Below are 23,059 nucleotides of genomic sequence, written 5' to 3'. Positions count from 1 at the left end.
GTTAGTGCTTACATAACGGATAACAGCTTTTTGATTTTCTTTTTCAATGACTACATTAGAGTCTTTACCAACAGCATCTAAATCATTATCGTCGTTTGGATCAATAGTTTTTGTTTCTGCATCATATCCACGAATAGATTGCTTGTCACTAATTTTCCAACCAACTGGTGCTTGAGGAATTTCAGTAACATCTGCTCTTGTTGTGTCATTAAAATCATTTTTGTATTGTCTACGGACAGCTGCTTCTTTATTTTCTACTACTTCACCATTTGAATTGATGTAATGTCCATCTTTGTCGACTAAATTGATATAACCTAAGTCTTTATACCAAACGTTGACAACTGTTTCATTTATATAGTCTGGGTTAACTGTTAACTCATCAACACTCTTGGCATCTGCGTAGAAACCTGGGTTAACTGGGGTCATAACTTTCTTGAAGGTATAATCCAAATCTCCGATAGCACGTTTCCGACGACGCGAACTACCTTGTGCGGCATGAGCCTCAATAGCACTCTTTAATCTTAAGCGTGCTTCTTGATCTAACGGAATATTCCACCCGCCTTTTTTATTTGCCTTTGCATCTTCAACTCGAAGCCCCTTTACAGGTTTTAAGGCAATTTTATCTTTTTCTTCTGACTCTTTGTCTACTTCAGAAGTTTGTTCAGCTACTTTTGATTCTGCATTTTTCTTTTCAGCAGATTCAATTTTGCTCACTACTTCAGTTTTATCAGTAACTTTAGTCGTAGTCGCCCCTCTAAGTTCCAAAGCAATAACTGCAGCTTGAAGTTCAGACTCTGCTTGAGATAATTCTGATTCTGTCACATTTGCTCTGTTTAGTAATACTTTAGCAGATTGAATACTAGATTGAAGACGTTTTACACTTTCTTCAGTGTACAATTTAATCTCCAATTTTTCTGCACGCGAAAGAGCCGCTGATAATTTTGACTTATCAACAGCATTTTTAGAAGATACTTCTTCTTTCTGAATTTTAGCTTCTTCAACTTTTTCTGCTGGCATTTTAGCTTCATCAGATTTAGTTGGAGTTGCTTCCACTGGATTTGAAACAGATGGAGCTGCATAAGTCTTCTCTGACTTAGTATTTGTACTTTGCGTTTCCACAATCTTAGCAGAATCATCTAACTTATCAGCTTTAACTGTCTTTGTATTTTCAGAACCATTTTCATCCGCTTGTACAGTTTGAGCATTAGCAGCTGATCCTAAGACCAAGGCTGTACCAAGTAAAACACTCGCTGCACCAAAGTGATACTTACGAATAGAAAATCGTTGTTGCATACTATACCAGTCAAATGATTTCTTATGTGAATGTTTCATTTTGAACTCCTAAGTAATATTTTATAATTCCTACTCTACAACTATTTAATATATAAATCAACACTATCCAAGGAATTACTATATCGTATTTCTGATTTTCAGAGCCAGTTATTATATTCTCTTTTTTTTGAATCGTCGGAACATTTTTTTAGCTCTAACATTATAGTTGATTAAAAACAGAAAAATGATATAATAAATTAAGGAGGATAATACCCATATGAGAAACCTTTTATCCACAAAAGATCAAAGACAATTACGTTTAATGGAAACCTTAATTCAGAATCGTAATTGGATGAAATTGCATGAACTAGCCGAAAAATTAGGATGTACAGAACGAATCTTAAAAAGTGATTTAAATGAATTACGTGTTGCCTTTCCATCTATTGACATCCAATCTTCTGTTAACGGAATCATGATAGATTTAGAAGTTAACACTAGTGTAGAAGATATTTATCAATATTTTCTTGCTAATTCTCAATCTTTTCAATTACTAGAGTATCTGTTTTTTAATGAGGGGCTACCTATTTATCGAACAATAGAAAATCTTCACTCTAGTAATGCCAACCTCTATCGACTGGGCAGAAATATTACAAAAACTCTATCAACTCAATTCCAAATTGAACTATCATTTACTCCATCCGAAATACGTGGCAATGAAATCGATATTCGCTATTTTTTTGCCCAATATTTTTCTGAGCGCTATTATTTCCTAGATTGGCCTTTTCCTGACCTTCCTGAGGAAGATTTAACAGAATTTGCTGACTTCTTCTATAAAATCACGAATTATCCAATGCGATTTTCAATTTATAGAATGTACAAACTGATGATAGCTATCAGTATTTACCGCATCAAAAATGGTCATTTTATCGACTTACCAAATCATTTCTATGATGAATACTATCCTATTTTGGCGAGTATTCCAAACTTTGAGGAGATACTTGTTCATTTCTCTGAAAAACTGGGACTTGAAATCACTCCAGATATCATTGCACAAATTTTTATTTCCTTTATTCAAAGTAACATTTTCTTAGATCCTCAAGAATTCTTCAACTCTTTAGAAGAGAACAGTGAAGCAAGACACTCTTACCAATTACTTAGTCAAATACTAGAACGCCTATCAAAACAATATAAGATTACTTTTACCAACCACGATGAGCTGATTTGGCATTTACACAACACCGCTTTCTTTGAAAGACAGGAAATCTTTTCTACCCCAATCTTATTTGAACAAAAAGCATTGACGATTAAAAAGTTTGAAGTTTATTTCCCAGACTTTATGGAAAGCGCCTGTCAAGAACTAGCTCAATACCGTCAGGCAATTGGACAGCATGACCACCCTGAACAGTTGGAACACTTAATGTACACCATCTTAACCCATGCTGAAAACCTCTCTACTCAGTTGTTAGAAAATCGACCACCTATCAAGGTTTTAATTATCAGTAACTTTGACCATGCTATATCCCTTACCTTTGTTGATATGCTTTCCTACTACTGTAATAACCGCTTTACCTTCGATACTTGGGATGAATTGAAAACAAGTCCTGAGATTTTAAATCAGACAGATTACGATATCATCGTGTCTAATTTCTATATTCCAGGAATTACCAAGAAGTTTATTTGCCGAAACCATCTGTCAATCATGGATTTGGTTAATCATCTTAACTGTTTATCAAATGAGATTCATATATCCAATACTTTATAAACTAAAAAAACTCAGCACGATTTTCCATGCTGGGTTTTCTTCTTTTATCCTTATTTATACTTCCTTTACAAAAACCAATTCCTGTGGCTGGGACAAATCTTCTCGGTAGGTAAATCCTGCAAAGCTTAAGCGACGAGCTTCCTCCACCGTTTGTACTTGATTTTCTATCAGCGCTGTCAGGAAGGCACCACGCGCTTTCTTAGAAATGGTTGAATGAATCTTCAGCTGACCACCCTTGTCCTCCATGAATTTGAAGGTCACCATCCTTTCTCTGATTTCCTTAGAAAACACAGTTTCAAACTCTGACGACAAGAGAGAGAAAATTAGGTCTTCACCATTCATAGCCTCATCATAGACTACCTTCCAATGGCTCTTCAAAGTCTTACCAGCGACTTTTAACTTCATCAAAAAATCCAAACGGTGAGGAGCCATAGGTGACAAGGCTGGAACAACACCGTACAAGGCCGAAGTAATGAAGACATGATTTTCAAGATAGGCTTGTTCTACCTCGGTCAATTTATCTCGCTTGATATGGCGGTACATAAGCCCATCAAATAGATTCAAGGCTGGGTAGTGTTGAGCAGTTTGCCTTTTCAAATCTTGGATATTTTGAAATTCTTCCGCCGCCTTTTCAACTGATACCTTGTAAAAACTCTCCAATTGAGTAGCAGAATAGAAAGCCAAGGCATCCAGCACAGCCTGACTTTCTGGTTTTAAAGGGGCAGCTTCGATACTTGGCAAGTCTGTGTTCATTTCTTTTGCTGTTGGGATTAAAATTTTCATATTGATAGTGTAGCATATTTTTTAGCCACAACCAAGAAATTCATCTGAAAAGAGACTGGGGAAAAAGGCATTAAAATTAAAAAATGCATAGTATCAGGAATTGAGAAATCTTGATACTATGCGTTTTATTGTGGAAAAATTTACTTCATTTTTTCCTGAAATTGAGTTTTTGCCCAGCCTCTTCCCTTACTGTACTTTAAAGGTCTTGAGATAGTTGTCTTTTCCTACTTGACCTTCGAAGGTTTTACCATTTTCAAGGTAAGGAAGGTCATCTGATACTGAGGCCTTAACCTTGTAAATCTTGCCATCAACTTTAAAGAAGTAGACGGTGTCGCCCTTGATAACAGCTGATTTGAGGTCTGCTACCACACCCTTAATACTTTCTGTCGTTTCATTATCAAATTCAAGGTCGTTTTTATTGGCGTACTTGCTGAGCAGTTCTTCTACTGTAGTAGCTACGATAACATTTTGGTACTCGACTGCATCAACCAAGGCGTACTCTTTGACCAAACCAGCATTGTCCTTCAAGCCCATGATGTAGAGAGGCTTGTCATTGAGGTTGATGAGGATTGGGAAGGTTGCCTTGTAGGATTTCTCCTGAACAGCACCTTCGGCTGATTCACGGGCTGATTCTTCGGTCGCAGAAGCCAAGCTGTACTTAGTTATTTCTCCTGTTCGCATATTTTCAAGAATGAAACCAAGATTACTTTCATCTGCATTGGCCGATGTCACACCTGTGTAGAGGTAGATGTCATTACCAATAGACAAATAATTATATCCCTTGGTAGTCTGGGTCACGTTTTTCTTGGAAATCATGGCATTCCAGAAACCGTCCTTGTACTTGCCGTTGTAGTTGATTTGCTCAATAGTTTCCTCAGCTGGATAGACCCTGTCCACCCATTCCGGAACATCTGCCAAGCTGTATTCCTTGGTCTCTCCATTTGTGGCGTCCAAGATAATGACTGAAATAGGACGAGGAACTGCTAAACCAAATTGCTTTTGGTAAACCGTTGCTACATAGAAAGGATTGCCCTCATCGTCCACCTCAAATGATGGAGTCTTGAAGATCTTAGTTGGGTACTTCAAGCGTAGGTGACGCTTGACATCACGGTTAAAATACTCCGAGTCAGAATACTTGATTGGTGTCTTCAAGTCCACCAAGTTGGCATTTCCAGTTACCATGTCCACCTTGATATACTCGCCGATTCCTTTTGCTTGATTGTTAAACCACTTGATAGGGTCTGCATATTCTAGTGGTGTCACTCGATAAGGTTTTCCATCAATCGTCAGTTGGGTATAGGTATCTGCGGCTACATATTGCGACACCTTATCCGTTAGAGAACCCAAGTAGCGGTCACCAATTTTCTCAGCAGTACTTCTATCTAAGATAGGAACCTTACTGGTGTCAGTCTTAGGAAATTCAGTAAAGTCTTTTTCCGTAACTGTGACTACATTAGCATAATTTTTAGCCTGAAAAATGCTGGAGGTCACCAAGGAAACTAAACCAGCTAAGAGAAGAATTCCTCCAATAGAAGCTAAAAGGATTTTCCCTAATCGATTGATTTTGAAACTCTCTAGATTTAAGGCAGCTTCCGCTTTACCGTGGCGCACATGAACTGTTTTGACCAGATTTATTCCCTTGCCAAAGCCAAATAAGATTGCCACAACCAGCAAATGCCCACAGAGGAAAAAGAGAAATTCCCAGCTGGTCAGGTTAAGAGGCGGTAAAAAGATATACCAGGTCGTTGCGATAAAAATAAGTTCAAAGACTATTCGTTTCATTTGCTTTCCTCCTAAATGATTCGTCCTTCCAAGTGATCCAGTTCATGCTGGCAAATCTGAGCTGGGAAGCCTGTCAAAGTAATGGTCTGTTCCTTCCACTTGCTGTCACGATAGGACACCGTAATCATTTCATAACGGGTCGTCGGTCTCTCACCTGTCAAGGACAAACAGCCTTCTTCTGTCTCATAAGGTCCTTCAAAGGACAGGAGCACTGGGTTAAACATGACCACAGGAACCAGGCCAAGATTAAAGATAATCACGCGCTTCTGCACCCCAATCATATTGGCAGCCAGACCAACACAGGTCTCGCGATTTTCTAAGAGTGTATCCTGCAAATCTTTGGCAAGATAAAGATCTTCTTGACTTGCCGGTTGAGACACCTGAGATAAAAATAAGATATCCTTTACAATTTTCTTCTCCACTTCCTCACACTCCTCTTTCTTTTTACTATATTATAGCAATTATAGCACAAAAGCCGATAACTGCAAGCCCTTTCCCTCAACTGTAACAAAAAGCCATCCGAAGATGACTTTTTTTAAATCGCATTCTTGTCAAAACCGAGTTTACGTTGGATAAATTTAACGATTTCGACAATGATAATCATTGAGAAGCTTCCAGCCATAACAATTCCCCATTGAGACAAGTCTAGTTTGGTTACGTGGAATATTCCTTCAAGCGGTTCTACGACGATTGTTGCCATAAGAAGGATGAAGGATACCAAGATAGACCAGTTGAAGGTCTTAGACTTGAATGGGCCAACTGTCAAGATGGATTGGTAAACAGACTTGACATTGTAGGCATGGAAGAGCTGAATCAAACCAAGGGTTGCAAAGGCCATAGTTAGAGCATCCGCATGAATGGCATGATTGTCACCCACATGAACTGGGTAAAGAAGGGCAAGGCCATAAACACTCATAACAATAGCTGCTTGGAGTACACCTTGATAGATGATAGAACTCAAAACACCACCTGAGAAGAAGCTTGCCTTGCGTCCACGTGGTTTATGGTTCATGACACCAGGCTCAGCTGGCTCAACACCTAGAGCGATAGCTGGGAAAGTATCGGTTACCAAGTTGATCCACAAAAGATGAACTGGCTGTAAGACATCCCAACCAAACAAGGTTGATAGGAAGATAGTTAATACTTCAGCAGTATTGGCAGAAAGTAGATACTGAATAGTCTTTTGAATGTTTGAGAAAACCTTACGTCCTTCTTCCACTGCAACGATGATAGTCGCAAAGTTATCATCTGCAAGAATCATGTCAGAAGCCCCCTTAGAAACCTCTGTACCAGTGATTCCCATACCGATACCGATATCGGCTGTTTTCAGAGCTGGCGCATCATTGACACCATCACCTGTCATGGCAACGACCTTACCTTGTTTTTGCCAAGCCTTGACGATACGAACCTTATGCTCTGGAGATACACGCGCATAAACAGAGTATTGACCAACTACTTTTTCAAAGTCTTCATCAGATAGTTCGTTGAGCTCAGCACCAGTTAAAACGTGACCTTCTGTATCGTTTGCATCAATGATTCCCAAACGTTTGGCAATAGCTTCTGCAGTGTCTTGGTGATCACCCGTAATCATGATTGGACGGATTCCAGCTTCCTTAGCTACACGAACAGCCTCAGCAGCTTCAGGACGTTCAGGGTCAATCATCCCAATCAAACCAGTAAAGATTAAATCATTTTCAAGCTCTTCAGAAGTGAGGTTTTCTGGAATGCTGTCAATAATCTTATAAGCACCAGCAAGGACACGCAAGGCTTGGTGAGCCATTTCAGAGTTGTTTGTGTGAATGAGGTTTGTAACCTTCTCATCAATCGGAGCAATATCCCCAGCCTTATCACGAAGAACACAACGTTTCAAGAGTTGGTCTGGCGCACCTTTAACAGCTACGAGGAAGCGTCCATCTGCAAGTGGATGAACTGTTGACATGAGCTTACGTTCAGAATCAAATGGCAACTCAGCCACACGAGGATATTTCTCTAAAAATCCTTTAACATCATAACCTTTGTCCAAAGCATACTGGATAAAGGCTGTTTCGGTTGGATCACCAATCAGGTTGCCTTCCACATCGATTTTCGTATCATTAGCCAAGACTACTGAACGTAGAAGCGGCATTTCAAGACCTAGTTCAATGTCATCAGCTGAGTCATGTAGAACCGCATCGTAGAAGACTTTTTCGACGGTCATCTTGTTCATAGTCAGCGTACCAGTCTTGTCAGAAGCGATGATTTCTGTTGAACCAAGAGTTTCTACAGCTGGCAACTTACGAACGATAGAGTTTCTTTTAGCCAAAACTTGAGTACCGAGGGCAAGAACGATAGTTACGATAGCTGGGAGACCTTCTGGAATGGCTGCAACGGCAAGGGCAACAGAGGTCATCAACTCACCGAGTGGATTTTTCCCTTGAATGAAAACACCAACTACAAAAGTAACAAGGGCAATGACCAAAATTGCATAAGTCAAGACCTTAGAAAGGTTGTTCAAGTTTTGTTTAAGTGGTGTGTCTGTCTCATCTGCATCTTGGAGCATGCCAGCGATATGACCAACTTCCGTGTACATACCTGTATTGACAACAACTCCAAGACCACGACCATAAGTCACATTTGAGTTTTGGAAAGCCATATTGACACGATCACCAATACCAGCATCTGCAGCAAGCTCGACTGACAAGTCTTTTTCGACTGGCACAGACTCACCTGTAAGAGCTGCTTCTTCAATTTTAAGAGAGTTGGCTTCTAGTAAACGTAGGTCTGCTGGCACTACATCACCTGCTTCGAGGGCAACGATATCTCCAGGTACCAATTCTTTAGAGTCAATCTCCGCCATGTGACCATCGCGAAGAACGCGGGCAGCTGGACTTGACATAGATTTGAGGGCTTCGATGGCTTCTTCTGCTTTTCCTTCTTGGTAAACACCAAAGGCAGCATTGATGATAACCACAGCTAGGATGATAATAGCATCTGCGATATCTTCCCCACCAGAAGTCACGACTGACAAGATTGCTGCCGCAACTAGGATGATAATCATCAAATCCTTAAATTGCTCGATGAATTTGACCAGGATTGATCGTTTCTCTCCTTCTTCGAGTTCATTGTGGCCGAATTCAGCAAGGCGTTTTTCTGCCTCGCTTGATGACAAACCTTGCTCGGTCGCATCCACAGCCTTCAAGACCTCTTCAGGACTTTGAATGTAAAACGCTTGGCGTTTTTGTTCTTTTGACATGTGTCTCCTCCTTGACATTGTGTGCAAAACAGACTCTCTTTTTCTCATCGTATCTTTTCACGATAAACAAAAAGAGACCTGTTAATCATAACAAGTCTCGCTGTTTAAGATAGGGCCGGAAAGCATACTCTTCAGTATAAAATTCGGAATGACGACACTATCACAGGTTTCTGCCAGCTACTCCCTTGAGTAGTACTATTATACCAAATTTTGAAAAGTTTTCAAAGAGTAAAAACTGCCTTATTTGAATTTTCCCTTGAAAACCAGTATAATGGTAGAATGCTATGTGACTAGAAAGGAAGTTGAATGAAGCAATCTATTTCAAATCTCAAGTTGGCGGAACGTGGTGCCATTATCAGTATTTCGACCTACCTGCTCTTGTCTGCAGCAAAATTGGCTACTGGACATCTCCTTCATTCATCCAGTTTGGTAGCCGATGGTTTTAACAACGTGTCCGACATCATTGGAAATGTAGCCCTCTTGATTGGGATTCGAATGGCGCGCCAACCTGCTGACCGAGACCACCGTTTTGGTCACTGGAAGATTGAGGATTTGGCTAGCTTGGTCACTTCTATCATCATGTTCTATGTTGGCTTTGATGTGCTGAGGGATACCATTCAAAAGATTATCAGTCGTGAAGAAACAGTCATTGATCCTCTTGGTGCCACTCTAGGAATCATTTCTGCAGCGATTATGTTTGTGGTTTATCTCTATAACACTCGCCTCAGTAAGAAATCCAACTCCAAAGCACTGAAGGCTGCCGCCCAGGACAATCTTTCTGATGCTGTCACCTCACTTGGTACTACCATTGCCATCCTGGCTAGCAGCTTTAATTATCCGATTGTGGATAAACTGGTTGCCATCGTCATCACTTTCTTTATCTTGAAAACTGCCTATGATATCTTTATCGAGTCTTCCTTTAGTCTTTCAGATGGTTTTGACGACCGTCTGCTTGAGGATTATCAAAAGGCCATCATGGAAATTCCCAAAATCAGCAAGGTTAAGTCTCAAAGAGGTCGTACCTACGGTAGCAATATCTACCTTGATATTACGCTAGAAATGAATCCTGACTTATCTGTTTTTGAAAGCCATGAAATTGCGGATCAGGTCGAGTCTATGCTGGAGGAACGTTTTGGAGTCTTTGATACCGATGTCCATATTGAGCCAGCACCTATCCCTGAGGATGAAATTTTAGACAATGTCTATAAAAAATTGCTGATGCGCGAACAATTGATTGATCAGGGAAATCAACTGGAAGAACTCTTGGCTGACGATTTTGTCTATATTCGTCAAGATGGAGAGCAGATGGATAAAGAGGCCTATAAAGCCGAAAAAGAGTTGAATTCTGCTATCAAGGACATTCAAATCACTTCCATCAGTCAGAAGACCAAACTCATCTGTTATGAATTAGATGGTATCGTCCATACCAGTATCTGGCGCCGCCACGAAACTTGGCAAAATATCTTTCATCAAGAAACCAAAAAAGAAGACAAACAGTAACCCTATCCAGTGGATAGGGCTTTTTTGATTGATTTTCTTTAACCTAAACTATCTTATAAGCGTTCGGAAGATTTGGTTTTCGAAGCTTGTTTTGTCTGTTTTCCTGCTTGACGATTTTGTTCAATACGCCATTCTCTTTCATAGTACTTCATGACCTCATAGACCCTTTCAGGAAGAACTACATCTAGTAGAAAGATAGGGATGATCAAATCTACTGACTGATGAAAAGTGAAACACCTTCTCTTCAGTAGGGCTAGAAGTGATTGGGATTTCACATTGTCCTTGTTTTTAAAATAAACTTCAATCCGATAAGAATCCCTGTACTTCCCTCGAATCCGAGAGAAAGAAAATTCCTCTACATCAGCCCAAGCATAGAAATGACTGGCTTTCTTTGGATTCGGTTTGTAGTAAAATCCCTTAACAGTAAATCTCAAATATTCCTTATCTGAGCTTAAAAGTCTGTAAGTCAGATAAACTCCTACTCCAGCATAAGTAAGTAAAACCAGCATTAACAAAAGACTTATCGTATGAAGTCTGGTCCCCTTTTGCGAATACGAATGGAGATAATAGAGAGGTAACAAGAAGAAAAGCACTGAAAAAAAGCCAAACAAAGCGTTCCAAATGATTTTCTTAGGACTACGTTTAATGACTTTTTCTTCCGTCATGCTAACTCACTTAGATACTCATAGCGTTCGTATTTTTCAAGGAGTGCTTCGTTTTTCTCATCTAGTTCTTTTTGAAGAGTAGCCAGTTTGCCAAAGTCAGAACCATTGGCCTGCATTTCCTCTTCAATAGCAGCGATACGATTTTCCAAGGTTTCAATATCGCCTTCAATGCTTGCCCACTCCTGCTTTTCTTGGTAGGTCATGCGTTTCTTGTCTTCACGGACCTTGACCACTTTCTCCTTTTCGGCCTTTTGCACTTGATTGGCCATCTCTGTTTCAAAGGCTTTTTCATCAAGATAGTCGGTGTAATGACCAAAGAAAGGACGAATTTTACCATCCTCAAAAGCCAGAATCTTGGTCGCTACCTTATCCAAGAAATAGCGGTCGTGACTAACAGTCAAAACTGGACCAGCAAATCCTTGTAAGAAATTCTCCAAAACTGTCAAGGTTGCAATGTCCAAATCATTGGTCGGCTCATCCAAGAGGAGAACATTTGGTTTTTCCAAGAGCAATTTGAGGAGATAAAGACGTTTTTTCTCTCCCCCAGACAATTTCTCAATCAAGGTTCCATGCGTCGAACGTGGGAAAAGGAACTGCTCCAGCAATTCTGCAATTGAAGTCGTAGAACCACCGCTGGTCTTGACCTCTTCTGCCAATTCCTGCAGGTAATTGATCACTCGCTTGCTCTCATCCAAGCCCTCAATTTGTTGAGAGAAATAGGCGATGCGAACAGTTTCCCCTATCACCACTTGTCCTGCTGTCGGCTCAAGACTGCCTGCAATCAGGTTGAGCAGGGTTGATTTTCCAACACCATTGTCCCCAACGATTCCGATACGGTCTTTGGCCTGAACTAAGAGATTAAAATCTTGCAAAATGGGCTTGTTTTCATAGGCAAAGGAAACATCCTGAAACTCGATGACTTTCTTCCCAATACGACTGGTTTCAAAGTTCATGGTCAAGTCTGTCTCAGCAGCACCACCTGAAACTTCTTTCTTCAGGTCATGGAAACGATTGATACGAGCCTGCTGCTTGGTCGCACGCGCCTGCGGTTGTCTGCGCATCCAGGCCAATTCTTGTTTGTAGAGTTGTTCTTTTTTGTGAAGAAGAGCCGCGTCGCGCTCATCCTGTTCCGCCTTTAGGCGAACATAGTCCTGGTAATTTCCTTGGTATTCGGTCAATCCTGCTCGATCCAATTCGAAAATCCGAGTTGACAAAGCGTCTAGGAAATAACGGTCGTGGGTAATAAAAAGGACGGTCTTCTTAGAATTTTTCAAAAAGAGGGTCAGCCACTCAATAGTCGCAATGTCCAGATGGTTGGTTGGCTCATCCAAAAGCAAAAGGTCGTGATTGCCAAGTAAGACTTGCGCCAACTGGACTCGTCTTCTTAGACCACCTGATAATTCTCCAACTGGAGTAGATAAGTCCTGAATCCCCAGCTTGCTAAGAACCGTCTTGACCTGACTCTCAATTTCCCAAGCTTGGAGAGAGTCCATTTCTGCCATGACCCGTTCCAAACGCGCCTGTTTGTCATCACTATAGTTGAGCATGATCAATTCATACTCACGAATGAGCTGGATTTCCTTGAGGTCGCTAGATAAAACCGTATCCAAGACCGTCTTGCTATCATCAAAATCAGGATCTTGGGTCAAGTAACCAATCTGGTAATCATTCTTAGCTGAAAAGGGACTGACATCCCCATCAAATCCAGAAACACCAGAAAGGACGTCCAAAAGGGTGGTCTTGCCCGTTCCATTGACACCAATCAGACCAATTCTATCTAGATCATGGATAATAAAGGAAATATCCTTAAAAACGGTCTTGTCACCAATGGATTTACTTAGTTTTTCAACGATAAAATCTCTCATTTTTTCTCCCTTAGATAAGCATGGATGGCTTGACGGTTATTTTCCAATTCTCCATCGACAATGGCATATTCAATCTCTGTTAAAATCTCTCCCAAGTCTGGGCCCGGCTGATAACCATATTCCTTGATCAAAATACCACCGTTGATTTGGATTTCTTTCTTGTCATGAATGGTCAGACTCTGGTAGGTTTCTGTGATGACTTGTGGGTTGACTGGTTTTCCCTGAGCCTGACGAAGATTTTCAGCCTGTAAAAGCAAATCCAAGTCAAAGCGATAACAATCGCGCTTGCTCAATTCTCCCTTTTCACGCAAGTCCAAAATAGTCAGTAAATCCTGAACTTGCTTAGCAAACTGACGTGAGGTCTTCCAAGCCTTCAAAAATGGCTGCGCATTTTCAATATCCAAAGCCCACAGTAGAGCAGCCCAGGCTTGCTCTGAAGATTCAAAGGTGAAATCAGTCTCCAAATCAAACAGTCTATTAAGCTCGTCCTGGCTAGCTGCCATATCAGGGAGATAATCATAAGCTTGACTCTCAATCATGGAAGTCAAGCCCCTTCTCCAAAATGGAGCCAGCAAGAGTTTATCAAACTCAACGAAGGTACGCTCCACAGAAATTTTCTCCAAAAGTGGCGTCAAAGTCTTCATAGCTTTAAATGTTTCTGACTCAAGCTCAAAGCCAAGACTGGCCTGAAAACGGAAGCCACGCATAATCCGCAAAGCATCTTCGTTGAAACGCTCACTTGCCACTCCAACCGCCCGCAAAACTTGATTTTCTAAATCTTCTAAACCATGGAACAAGTCAATGATTTCCCCTGTATCGTCCAAGGCAAAGGCATTGACTGTGAAATCACGGCGTTTGAGATCTTCTTCTAGCGAACGCACAAAGGAAACCGCACTGGGTCTACGATAGTCCACATAGACATCCTCTGTCCGAAAAGTAGTCACCTCATACTCCTCGTCCCCATCTAAGACCAAGACGGTTCCATGTTCGATTCCGATATCGGCTGTTCGAGGAAAAATCTGCTTGGTCTCCTCTGGATAAGAAGACGTCGCAATATCCACATCATGGATAGGGCGATTGAGAAGGGCATCTCGAACAGAACCCCCAACAAAATAGGCTTCAAAACCTGCTTCTTTAATTTTTTCTAATACTGGTAAAGCCTTCTGAAATTCAGAAGGCATTTGCGTTAATCTCATAATAAGTGTTCTAATCCATAGACAAGCTCATGACGCTTGACAACCTCTTTAATTCCCAAATTCACCCCTGTCATGAAGGAGCTGCGATCATAGGAGTCATGACGAAGGGTCAATCCTTCTCCTTGATTGCCAAAGATAACTTCCTGATGTGCTACCAAGCCTGGTAAACGAACTGAGTGGATGCGCATGCCATCAAAGTCAGCACCACGGGCACCTGCAATCAATTCTTCCTCATCTGCTGCACCCTGCTGGATAGACTCTCGAACTTCTGCCATTAACTCAGCTGTTTTAATAGCTGTTCCACTCGGTGCATCCTTTTTCTTGTCATGATGAAGCTCGATAATCTCCACATTTGGGAAATATTTGGCAGCCTGCGTCGCAAATTGCATGAGTAAAACAGCACCTAAGGCAAAATTAGGAGCGATCAAGCCACCCAAATTTTGTTCACGAGAAAATGCTTTTAGTTCTGCAATTTCTTCACTAGTAAAGCCTGTCGTTCCAACCACTGGAGCAAAACCATTTTCAAGAGCAAAACGTGTATTTTCGTAGGCAACAGTTGGAGTAGTAAAATCTACCCAGACATCTGCTTCAAAACCAATCAAATCAGCCTTATCCTTGAAAACAGGAATACCCTGCCATTCTGATTCAGACTCAAAGGGATCCAAAACTGCTACCAAGTCCAAGTCTGGATCAGTCAAGACCATCTGACAAGCAGCTTGGCCCATCTTTCCCTTAAAACCAGCAATAATTACTCGAATACTCATCTCTACTCCTGACTAAGATACAAAGGACGTTAGCTGCCCTTGAAAAATAGGGAATAACGCTGACTTTCCATGAAAGGCAAGACAGGCATCTTTTTTCATGAGGCAGGTAGTCCGTGTTCAATTTCTAAGATACAAAGCCTGTAAGAACACAAAGTGAAAATAGGAGGTCTGATCAATGAGTAGATACTCCTTGGAAGAACTATCTTTTTCACACAAGGTTTCAGGCGTGTTCATTTGTTAACTTCTTAACTAAGCTAAAAGTCCCAACTAAATCACTGGAATATAACCCAGAGCAATACTTCCTGCTCCTAGATGTGTTCCAATGACACTACCAAATGTAGCAAGTGAAACATCCATACCTACTCCAGATTCAAGTAAGTGCTGACGCAATTCCTCAGCCTTTTCAGGGGCATTTCCGTGAATGACAATGATACGATATTGGCCTGAAGCTGTGGCTTCCTTGATAATCTCAATTAAGCGCTTGGTTGCTTTCTTTTCAGTACGAACTTTTTCGTATACTTCAATCACACCTTGGTCGTTGAAATATAGGATCGGCTTAATGCTTAGCAGATTGCCCAAAATCGCAGCTCCATTTGAAAGGCGTCCCCCTTTAACCAAGTGGTCCAAGTCATCCACCATGATGAAAGCAGATGTGTGACTAATCTGAATAGCTAGCTTATCCTGAATGATGGCAAAATCATCGCCCTGGTCTCGCCAGTTAAAGACACTTTCAACCATGATACCCAGAGGAGCACTTGTAATCAAAGTGTCTGGGAAGGCAATGGTTAAGCCCTCATATTCTTCTATCATATACTGGATATTTTGGTAAAAACCTGAAATTCCAGAAGATAGGAAAAGCCCCAAAACATGTGTATAGCCTTGTTCTTTGAGCGAAGTTAGAATCTCATCTAACTTTGCAATACTTGGTTGACTGGTCTTAGGCAATTCAGAAGCCTGAGCCATTTTTTGGTAAAATTCCTCAGCAGTCAGATTGATGCCTTCGACATACTCCTCACCATCAATATTGACAGGAATATCCAAGACATACAAATCTTCTCTTTGCAAGGTCTTTGCACTGAGATAGGCAGAAGAATCTGTAATAACAGCTAATTTCATATTAGAACTCCAAATTGATTCCTGGTAAGTCTAATGCAATTTCAGTTACTTCGTAAGTCAAACGGTTGAGCATGTTCAAACATGGACGAGCCAAAGTTTCAACTTCCTCTTGATTAAACTCACTTGGTTCATTGACAATACGACCTTCTACATGGTTAACTTGAGAAATCGTTCCACTGATAACAAATTTGTCAAAGACAATCATAAAACTTAAGACAACCACTAAAGAAGTCACTTGATTTTCTTGGTCATGTTGGAGTAATTGGAAGTTCACATCCACCTTAGTTTCAGGAGCTCCATTTTCATTTTCCCATTCAAAATTACGCGCATCAAAATGATACTGACTAACAAATTCTTGTTCACGTTTAAGATTCATGTCTTTCTCCCTCGGCTACAATATTATAAGCTATTGTACCATAATTTTTTATTTTCATCTAGTTTTCTAGGATTTAGTCAATCCCGATTTCAGCTCGAACTACGTCTGCGATGGTATCAACATAGTAGTCCACTTCTTCTGTTGTAGGCGCTTCTGCCATGACACGCAAAAGGGGCTCTGTTCCACTTGGGCGAACAAGAATACGCCCATTCCCTGCCATTTCTTCTTCCATCTTCTCGATGATAGTCTTGATAGCTGGAACTTCCATAGCCTTTTCCTTCATGGCATTTTCCACTCGGATATTGACTAATTTTTGTGGATAGATAGTTACTTCTGCAGCCAACTCTGACAAGCTCTTACCAGTTTCCTTCATGATTTTTGTCAATTGGACAGCTGATAATTGACCATCACCCGTTGTATTGTAGTCCATCAAGATGACGTGACCAGACTGTTCACCACCGAGGTTGTAGCCTGATTTTCTCATTTCTTCCACAACATAGCGGTCGCCAACTGCAGTGACTGCCTTGTTAATGCCTTCACGGTCCAAGGCCTTGTGGAAACCAAGGTTGGACATAACAGTTGTCACGATTGTATTTTGGGCCAATTGTCCTTTTTCAGAAAGGTATTTCCCGATGATGTACATAATCTTGTCACCATCAACGATGTCGCCATTTTCATCAACAGCAATCAAACGGTCACTATCTCCGTCAAAGGCCAAACCAATAGCTGAGCCGCTTTCTTTGACCACATCTTGAAGAGCTTCTGGGTGAGTTGAACCAACATTAAGGTTGATGTTAAGACCATCTGGTGTTTCCCCGATAACAGTTAATTGAGCGCCAAGGTCTGCAAAGATTTGACGGGCACTTGTAGACGCCGCACCGTTTGCTGTGTCCAAGGCAACCTTCATTCCATCAAGAGGAGTTCCAGTTGAAACAAGGTAGCCTTCATACTTACGCAAGCCTTCTGGATAATCTACCAAGGTTCCCAAGCCTTCTGCACTTGGACGAGGAAGAGTATCTTCCGCAGCGTCTAGCAAGGCTTCAATTTCTGCTTCTTTTTCATCGTCCAGTTTGAAGCCATCACCGCCAAAGAACTTAATTCCGTTATCAAGGGCTGGATTGTGGCTAGCAGAAATCATGACACCAGCACTTGCTCCTTCAGTTTTTACCAAGTAAGCTACTGCTGGTGTTGCCAAAACACCTAGTTTGTATACGTGAATACCAACTGAAAGAAGACCAGCTACCAAGGCAGATTCTAGCATTTCCCCAGAAATACGTGTATCACGTCCTACAAAAACTTTCGGTGCTTCCGTTTCATGTTGGCTAAGAACATAGCCTCCAAAACGTCCTAGTTTAAAGGCCAATTCTGGCGTTAATTCTACGTTAGCTTCTCCACGGACTCCATCAGTCCCAAAATATTTACCCATTTTTATAAAATCCTTTTCCTATTTTTAATTCGTTTTTGAACTAGTGGCTTTCGTTGACGAAGATGTCTCCGACGAACTGCTTGTTGTTGAATTTGATGTGCTTGAACTTGGTGCTACTGGTTTTGTAGTCACCTTCATTGTTGTGTCGAACGGAGTAATAACTGCCGGTAAGACAACACCATTGCGATCGATTGCCTGCAAAGGTACTGAACCACTGTAATTACCTGTTATGCGTTCGCTGGTTGGTAAAAGCGCAATAACTTTGTCAATCTTAGCTAATGTTTCCTGGTCAGTTGTGACCGAAACTCGTTCGTTTGACACGGTTATACTATCAATTTGTAGCTTGGGATCAATCTGGCTTTGGTCAACTTGTGGCACAACAATCATCCCATCTCGCTTAACCTTCTTCCCAACTTTCACTGTAATCTTTTGAGGCGTTGCCACAGCGGTCAATCCACTTGGAAGATTTTCAATATTCAAGGGAACTTCAATCGTTCCAACACTGGCATCCGTCAAATCAGCAGTTACCTTAAACTTACGAGTGCTCTCCTGCATTTCGCTGGCCAAGGTCACACGATTGGCTCCGGTTAATACCACTGAAACTTCTGATGCAAATCCGCTAATGAAATACTGGTCATCATCATAGTGAATAACGATAGGAACGTTCGTTATCGTATTGGTGTAAGTTTCTGATTTAACCTGCCTTGCGGTATTGCTATTTTGAAAGTTGGTTGACGTTGCATAGATAAATAAGACACAAGCAAAAAAGAGAGATGAAATGATATATAGACTATTTTTTCTCATATTTCCAACCTCCTAACAAACGGTCCTTGAAACTGACTTTTTCCTCAACAGCTGGCAAAAGAATTGCTCGTAGCTCTGCTTCAAATTCTTCAATCGTCAAGTCGTGCTTGAAAACACCGTTATAGGTAATAGAAATGCCACCTGTTTCCTCTGAGACGATGAAGGTCAAGGCATCGGATACTTCTGACAAACCGATAGCCGCCCGGTGTCTGGTCCCAAATTCCTTGGAAATCCCTGTGCTTTCTGTCAAGGGCAGATAGGCAGAGGTGACTGCAATCCGATTTTCTCTGATAATCACAGCACCATCGTGTAGGGGAGTGTTGGGGATAAAGATATTAATAAGGAGTTCAGCTGAAATATTGGCATCCAAAGGAATCCCTGTCGCAATGTATTCTTGCAAGGTCCGAACTCGTTGGATGGCAACCAGAGCACCAATCTTACGAGGACTCATATATTCAACCGACTTGACAAAGGCACGAATCATTTGCTCTTCTGCACTAATTTGAGCAGTAGAAAAGAAATCTGTCGCCCTTCCCAAGCGTTCCAAACCAGTCCGAATCTCTGGAGAGAAGATAACAACCGCAGCAATAACCCCATAGGTGATAATTTGATTAATCAACCAAGAAATCGTTGTTAAACCAAGGATGTTGGCCACAATCTGGGCTAATACAAAGAACACGACCCCACGCACCAAAATCATAATCTTGGTGCCAGCTATCGCTTTTGTAAAACGATATAAAATATAGGCCACAATCAAAATATCAAACAGATTGATGGCAATACTCCAAGGACTAGAAAACAAGCTAGTCCAATATTGCAGGTTGGATAATTGTTGAAAGTTCATCTGCTGTCTCCTCTCTGTCCAAACACGTTCCTTTCTATTATACCATTTTTCTGGCATTTTTTTCCCTATCCTACTTCATTTTAAATTAAGGAAAAATATGATAAAATAAACTGACTAGAAAAAACAAAGGAGAAACCATGTCTCAACTCTATGATATTACCATTGTAGGTGGTGGTCCTGTCGGGCTTTTTGCAGCCTTCTATGCTCATCTACGCCAAGCCAAGGTCCAAATCATCGACTCTCTTCCCCAACTCGGTGGACAACCTGCCATTCTCTATCCTGAAAAGGAAATTTTAGACGTACCGGGATTCCCAAGCCTGACTGGAGAAGAGTTGACTAACCGTCTAATCGAGCAATTAAATGGCTTTGATACCCCTATTCATCTCAACGAAACGGTTCTTGAGATTGAAAAACAAGAAGAAGGCTTTGTAATTACAACTTCTAAAGAAAGTCACCTGTCTAAAACAGTTATCATCGCTATGGGTGGCGGTGCCTTCAAACCACGTCCTCTAGAACTAGAAGGCGTTGAGGGCTATGAAAATATCCACTACCATGTTTCCAACATCCAGCAATATGCTGGTAAGAAAGTGACGATTCTTGGTGGAGGAGACTCGGCTGTGGATTGGGCTTTGGCTTTTGAAAAAATTGCGCCAACTACCCTTGTCCACCGCAGAGATAATTTCCGCGCCTTGGAACACAGTGTCCAAGCCTTGCAAGAATCATCTGTGACCATCAAGACACCATTCATCCCTAGCCAACTCCTTGGAGATGGAAAAACGCTTGACAAGTTGGAAATCACAAAAGTTAAATCTGATGAAACAGAAACTATTGACATAGACCACCTCTTTGTCAACTATGGTTTCAAATCTTCTGTTGGTAACCTTAAAAACTGGGGTCTGGACCTCAACCGCCACAAGATTATCGTCAACAGCAAACAGGAATCCAGCCAAGCAGGTATCTATGCTATCGGTGACTGCTGCTACTATGACGGAAAAATTGATCTGATTGCGACAGGCCTCGGAGAAGCACCAACCGCCGTCAACAACGCCATCAACTACATCGACCCTGAGCAAAAAGTACAACCCAAACACTCAACAAGTTTATAAGAAAAGAACCACGAGTCCTACGATTCGTGGTTTTATAGTTCATCGGCTATAACTGGAGTTTTACTTTGTACCATTTAAAGCATTTGGATATTCTTTACTTTTCGTTTCTATAGTTTCAACTATTTTTGTAGAAAATTCTCCCTTCATCGAACTATCAATATTTTTCGAAACTTCTTTCAAACTTTCTTGAGCACTTAATAGAGAAATTTTCATATATTTTTCTGTATCTTTTTCTATAGTGGAAATACGAGCTTTTTTTGCTGGAACTAAGATGTTTTTTATAAATGATCGTTCCAACTCTTTTTCAATATTTCTTAGTGCCTCCTCTCCTCCCGCGAAAAAATCATTAATATAATCAAATACATTCGCCATTACTTTTTACCTCGTTCTTCTAAGCGCCGTTGCTGTTCCTGGGCTCTGGCAAGCCCATCTTCTAAAAGACAGTATTGTCGTTTGTATTCTTGCTCTAGCTTCATCTCTTCTTGTTTGAGTTGCCCTTGTCTATTTCGATATGCCATCTCGATTTGCTGACTAAAGTTGGATGCGAGTTGATTGGACTGATAACGCCATTCGGTTGTATCTCCACCTAACTGGTCTAAGGAATGGGAAATGATTCGATGCTTCTCATCAATCATATGCCGCAATTGTTGAAATTTATAGTTGGCTTCCTCATACTGATTTTCGATTTTTTTACAAGAACGTCGATAGTTATCCTCACATTCTTCTAAACGCTGGCGCTTTTTCCAGATGTCATCCTGAATCATAACAAACTCTCCCACTGGCTAAATTTACTAGCTAATTCCCTATCTTCATCTAATTTCTTCTGAATTCCGTTTTGGATTTGCTTTTCCAAGTCTGTAAAATCTTTTTCTAACTGTTTTGCCTTATCTACAACAGGATGAAACCGATTCTGAATGACACCAATAGTTGTTTCATAGTTCAAGCCTCCTTCGGAATAGGCGACCTCTGTTTCATATGAACTAAGGATAAAGCCCCAAGGGACATTACTGCAAGATGCAAATACTTCACTTGCGTCTTGAATTCCTCTATTATAGATATTTTTTATAATATCCATCTCCTCTGTGACGATACGGCAAATACCCGAAGCTGCAATCTTAGCTTGCTCAGAGTCCAGAAAGAGTTGTTCCCCTGCTGTATATCCATCGGAAGCCAATATATTTTTAAGTGTTTTATACCCTTCCATTTTAATCAGAAAGTCGTTATATGCGACTGTACTGGTGTTGGAGAAAATTTTTATTTTCCCATCCTTATCCAAGCGATAACCATAGGTCATATGTTGATTGATAGGGTCTTCTGATTCACTATCTACATAATAAACCATACCTACAGACCCGATACTGCCCTTCGCAATATCTCTACCAACCATGCTAATATTATCTTTAGCGTCAGCATAGTTATAGATACGCCCTTTAATCTGATCAACAATTTTTCTCTGTTCGGGGCTAAGGATTCGATAGATATCAGGCCCGTTAAAGATATAAGCCTGTTGGATTCGTTCTATTTGGGCCGCTTCAAGGGCAGCCATGGCATACTGAGCATCCATAGATCCAAGCGAATGCCCATAGATATTAATCTTGGCATTGGGATATTTTTCCATGATGTCTTTTAAAGCTCTAGCAGAAGCCTTTAATTGCTCAGTAGATTGATCTTGATCGCTGGGAACATTTTGTTTCAGGATATGCGTTCCAATCACGAAATCATTTTCTGCCCAGTCATTCCAGACATCTGCTGTTTCTTTAAAAATATGATCTGGGCCCGTAGAACCACGAAAGAGGACCGTTACTTCCTGTACATCCTCAGCATTTTCTTTGGGATTTTTTACAACTGCATAAACCTGCTCGCCCGCTCCTGTAGTATTGTTGTAGACTTGGGTGACATACCCTACATTATGATTGTACTGAGTATTGACCTCATATTTATCTTTTTTCATGTTAGGTTGGTACTCTGTCATAGCTATCTGGAGATGAGGATCATTAATATATTTTTCAACCATTACTATTTTTCCTCTTTTTTATAATATTTATCACGAGTCTGCCAAAATTTAGGCGTACTTCCATAAAATGCTGAAGTATAATCTCCATCAGATCCTTCAATTAAATTATAATCCACAAGCATTTCTTCATCATCATTGATTATTAAAGAAACCATCAGGCCACCCATTGGATTATAACTTAATGAATCTTGTTTCACTTGATAGGAATGTACGAATCCTTTCTCAGTAAAAGCATAAGGGTCTTCTTTATTTAAATATTCTTCATAAACCTTCTTCGCCTCATCACTTGTCGCGATGGCAATCATTTCTTGTTTCTTTTGGTATTGGTGCATGCTACAACCTCCTATTGTGATTCCAATTACTGCTAAAATACTAAATAAAATAATCATGCTTTTTTTAGATGTTTTCATGGTGCCTCCTTTATGCTATCCTATCAATGAATTAGGGACTAACTTACTCATAGTATAGCATAATTTTCCTCTACATCCTCAGCATTATCATAAGGATTCTTTACAACGGCATAAACCTGCTCGCCCGCTCCTGTAGTATTGT

The 23,059-nt window shown here is 40.7% G+C and carries 21 protein-coding genes; 3 read left to right on the top strand and 18 right to left on the bottom strand.

Annotated elements, in window-relative coordinates; translation table 11 throughout:
- On the bottom strand, nucleotides 1-1,332 hold a 1,332-nt coding region (locus HMPREF2613_RS07490), incomplete at its 3' end, for a YSIRK-type signal peptide-containing protein (protein ID WP_148129950.1).
- Nucleotides 1,333-1,549: 217 nt separating this feature from the next.
- Between HMPREF2613_RS07490 and HMPREF2613_RS07485 the strand changes: the two genes are divergently transcribed.
- The gene (locus tag HMPREF2613_RS07485; protein WP_070479902.1) at nucleotides 1,550-3,034 is read left to right on the top strand and encodes a virulence transcriptional activator PclR; all 1,485 of its coding nucleotides are present in this window, start codon (nucleotides 1,550-1,552) and stop codon (nucleotides 3,032-3,034) included.
- 54 nt (nucleotides 3,035-3,088) lie between these two features.
- Here the strand turns inward: HMPREF2613_RS07485 and yaaA are convergent, their stop codons facing one another.
- The 4 genes from yaaA to HMPREF2613_RS07465 form a co-directional block, all read right to left on the bottom strand.
- Nucleotides 3,089-3,817 carry a peroxide stress protein YaaA gene (gene yaaA, locus HMPREF2613_RS07480; protein WP_070479901.1) on the bottom strand — a complete coding sequence of 243 codons (729 nt, stop codon included), beginning with the start codon at nucleotides 3,815-3,817 and terminating at the stop codon, nucleotides 3,089-3,091.
- Nucleotides 3,818-4,003: 186 nt separating this feature from the next.
- Nucleotides 4,004-5,599: a hypothetical protein gene (locus HMPREF2613_RS07475; RefSeq protein ID WP_070479900.1), complete on the bottom strand. Its 1,596-nt coding sequence runs from the start codon at nucleotides 5,597-5,599 to the stop codon at nucleotides 4,004-4,006.
- 11 nt (nucleotides 5,600-5,610) lie between these two features.
- Nucleotides 5,611-6,021: a peptide deformylase gene (locus HMPREF2613_RS07470; RefSeq protein ID WP_070479899.1), complete on the bottom strand. Its 411-nt coding sequence runs from the start codon at nucleotides 6,019-6,021 to the stop codon at nucleotides 5,611-5,613.
- A 113-nt stretch (nucleotides 6,022-6,134) separates the two neighbouring features.
- Nucleotides 6,135-8,831: a cation-translocating P-type ATPase gene (locus tag HMPREF2613_RS07465; RefSeq protein ID WP_070479898.1), complete on the bottom strand. Its 2,697-nt coding sequence runs from the start codon at nucleotides 8,829-8,831 to the stop codon at nucleotides 6,135-6,137.
- A gap of 306 nt (nucleotides 8,832-9,137) precedes the next feature.
- Here HMPREF2613_RS07465 and mntE point away from each other — a divergent pair, with 306 nt between their 5' ends.
- Nucleotides 9,138-10,331 (top strand): CDF family manganese efflux transporter MntE, encoded by a 1,194-nt coding sequence (gene mntE / locus HMPREF2613_RS07460; RefSeq protein ID WP_070479897.1) that lies wholly within the window; start codon nucleotides 9,138-9,140, stop codon nucleotides 10,329-10,331.
- Between the two features lie 53 nt (nucleotides 10,332-10,384).
- Here the strand turns inward: mntE and HMPREF2613_RS07455 are convergent, their stop codons facing one another.
- From HMPREF2613_RS07455 to cdaA, 9 genes are all read right to left on the bottom strand, one after another.
- Nucleotides 10,385-10,996 (bottom strand): hypothetical protein, encoded by a 612-nt coding sequence (locus tag HMPREF2613_RS07455; protein WP_070479896.1) that lies wholly within the window; start codon nucleotides 10,994-10,996, stop codon nucleotides 10,385-10,387.
- Nucleotides 10,993-12,861, bottom strand: a complete 1,869-nt coding sequence (locus HMPREF2613_RS07450; protein WP_070479895.1) for an ABC-F family ATP-binding cassette domain-containing protein — start codon at nucleotides 12,859-12,861, stop codon at nucleotides 10,993-10,995. Before HMPREF2613_RS07450 ends, HMPREF2613_RS07455 begins: the two co-directional genes overlap by 4 nt.
- Entirely contained in the window at nucleotides 12,858-14,057 is a 1,200-nt protein-coding gene (locus HMPREF2613_RS07445) for a CCA tRNA nucleotidyltransferase (protein ID WP_083279249.1), read from the bottom strand. The genes HMPREF2613_RS07450 and HMPREF2613_RS07445 overlap by 4 nt, the downstream gene beginning before the upstream one ends.
- Nucleotides 14,054-14,821 (bottom strand): 4-hydroxy-tetrahydrodipicolinate reductase, encoded by a 768-nt coding sequence (dapB, locus tag HMPREF2613_RS07440; protein ID WP_070479893.1) that lies wholly within the window; start codon nucleotides 14,819-14,821, stop codon nucleotides 14,054-14,056. Before dapB ends, HMPREF2613_RS07445 begins: the two co-directional genes overlap by 4 nt.
- Before the next feature lie 267 nt (nucleotides 14,822-15,088).
- A complete protein-coding gene (locus HMPREF2613_RS07435; protein WP_064275959.1) occupies nucleotides 15,089-15,937 on the bottom strand; it encodes a DegV family protein in 849 nt (282 codons plus the stop codon).
- Nucleotide 15,938: 1 nt separating this feature from the next.
- Nucleotides 15,939-16,313, bottom strand: coding sequence for a DUF1149 family protein (locus HMPREF2613_RS07430; RefSeq protein WP_049487011.1), 375 nt, complete (start codon nucleotides 16,311-16,313; stop codon nucleotides 15,939-15,941).
- Nucleotides 16,314-16,386: 73 nt separating this feature from the next.
- The gene (gene glmM, locus HMPREF2613_RS07425) at nucleotides 16,387-17,739 is read right to left on the bottom strand and encodes a phosphoglucosamine mutase (RefSeq protein WP_070479892.1); all 1,353 of its coding nucleotides are present in this window, start codon (nucleotides 17,737-17,739) and stop codon (nucleotides 16,387-16,389) included.
- Between the two features lie 24 nt (nucleotides 17,740-17,763).
- The gene (locus HMPREF2613_RS07420; protein WP_070479891.1) at nucleotides 17,764-18,543 is read right to left on the bottom strand and encodes a CdaR family protein; all 780 of its coding nucleotides are present in this window, start codon (nucleotides 18,541-18,543) and stop codon (nucleotides 17,764-17,766) included.
- Nucleotides 18,530-19,387, bottom strand: coding sequence for a diadenylate cyclase CdaA (cdaA, locus tag HMPREF2613_RS07415; RefSeq protein WP_070479890.1), 858 nt, complete (start codon nucleotides 19,385-19,387; stop codon nucleotides 18,530-18,532). The genes HMPREF2613_RS07420 and cdaA overlap by 14 nt, the downstream gene beginning before the upstream one ends.
- A gap of 137 nt (nucleotides 19,388-19,524) precedes the next feature.
- Here cdaA and HMPREF2613_RS07410 point away from each other — a divergent pair, with 137 nt between their 5' ends.
- Nucleotides 19,525-20,493, top strand: a complete 969-nt coding sequence (locus tag HMPREF2613_RS07410) for an NAD(P)/FAD-dependent oxidoreductase (protein WP_070479889.1) — start codon at nucleotides 19,525-19,527, stop codon at nucleotides 20,491-20,493.
- 60 nt (nucleotides 20,494-20,553) lie between these two features.
- Here HMPREF2613_RS07410 and HMPREF2613_RS07405 read toward each other — a convergent pair whose 3' ends face one another.
- From HMPREF2613_RS07405 to HMPREF2613_RS07390, 4 genes are read right to left on the bottom strand one after another with little or no spacing between them, the layout of a single operon-like run.
- Complete coding sequence (locus tag HMPREF2613_RS07405; RefSeq protein WP_070479888.1) at nucleotides 20,554-20,865, bottom strand: hypothetical protein; 312 nt, start codon at nucleotides 20,863-20,865, stop codon at nucleotides 20,554-20,556.
- Entirely contained in the window at nucleotides 20,865-21,257 is a 393-nt protein-coding gene (locus HMPREF2613_RS07400) for a hypothetical protein (protein ID WP_083279248.1), read from the bottom strand. Before HMPREF2613_RS07400 ends, HMPREF2613_RS07405 begins: the two co-directional genes overlap by 1 nt.
- Nucleotides 21,254-22,507 carry an Mbeg1-like protein gene (locus HMPREF2613_RS07395; RefSeq protein ID WP_070479886.1) on the bottom strand — a complete coding sequence of 418 codons (1,254 nt, stop codon included), beginning with the start codon at nucleotides 22,505-22,507 and terminating at the stop codon, nucleotides 21,254-21,256. Before HMPREF2613_RS07395 ends, HMPREF2613_RS07400 begins: the two co-directional genes overlap by 4 nt.
- 2 nt (nucleotides 22,508-22,509) lie before the next feature.
- Nucleotides 22,510-22,917: a DUF1310 family protein gene (locus HMPREF2613_RS07390; RefSeq protein ID WP_070479885.1), complete on the bottom strand. Its 408-nt coding sequence runs from the start codon at nucleotides 22,915-22,917 to the stop codon at nucleotides 22,510-22,512.
- Nucleotides 22,918-23,059: the final 142 nt, after the last annotated feature.

The organism is Streptococcus sp. HMSC070B10, from assembly GCF_001808665.1.
In the GTDB taxonomy this organism is placed as follows: Bacteria; Bacillota; Bacilli; order Lactobacillales; family Streptococcaceae; genus Streptococcus.
Note: the sequence above shows the minus strand (reverse complement) of the source record. Positions and strands in the feature narration are given on the sequence as shown.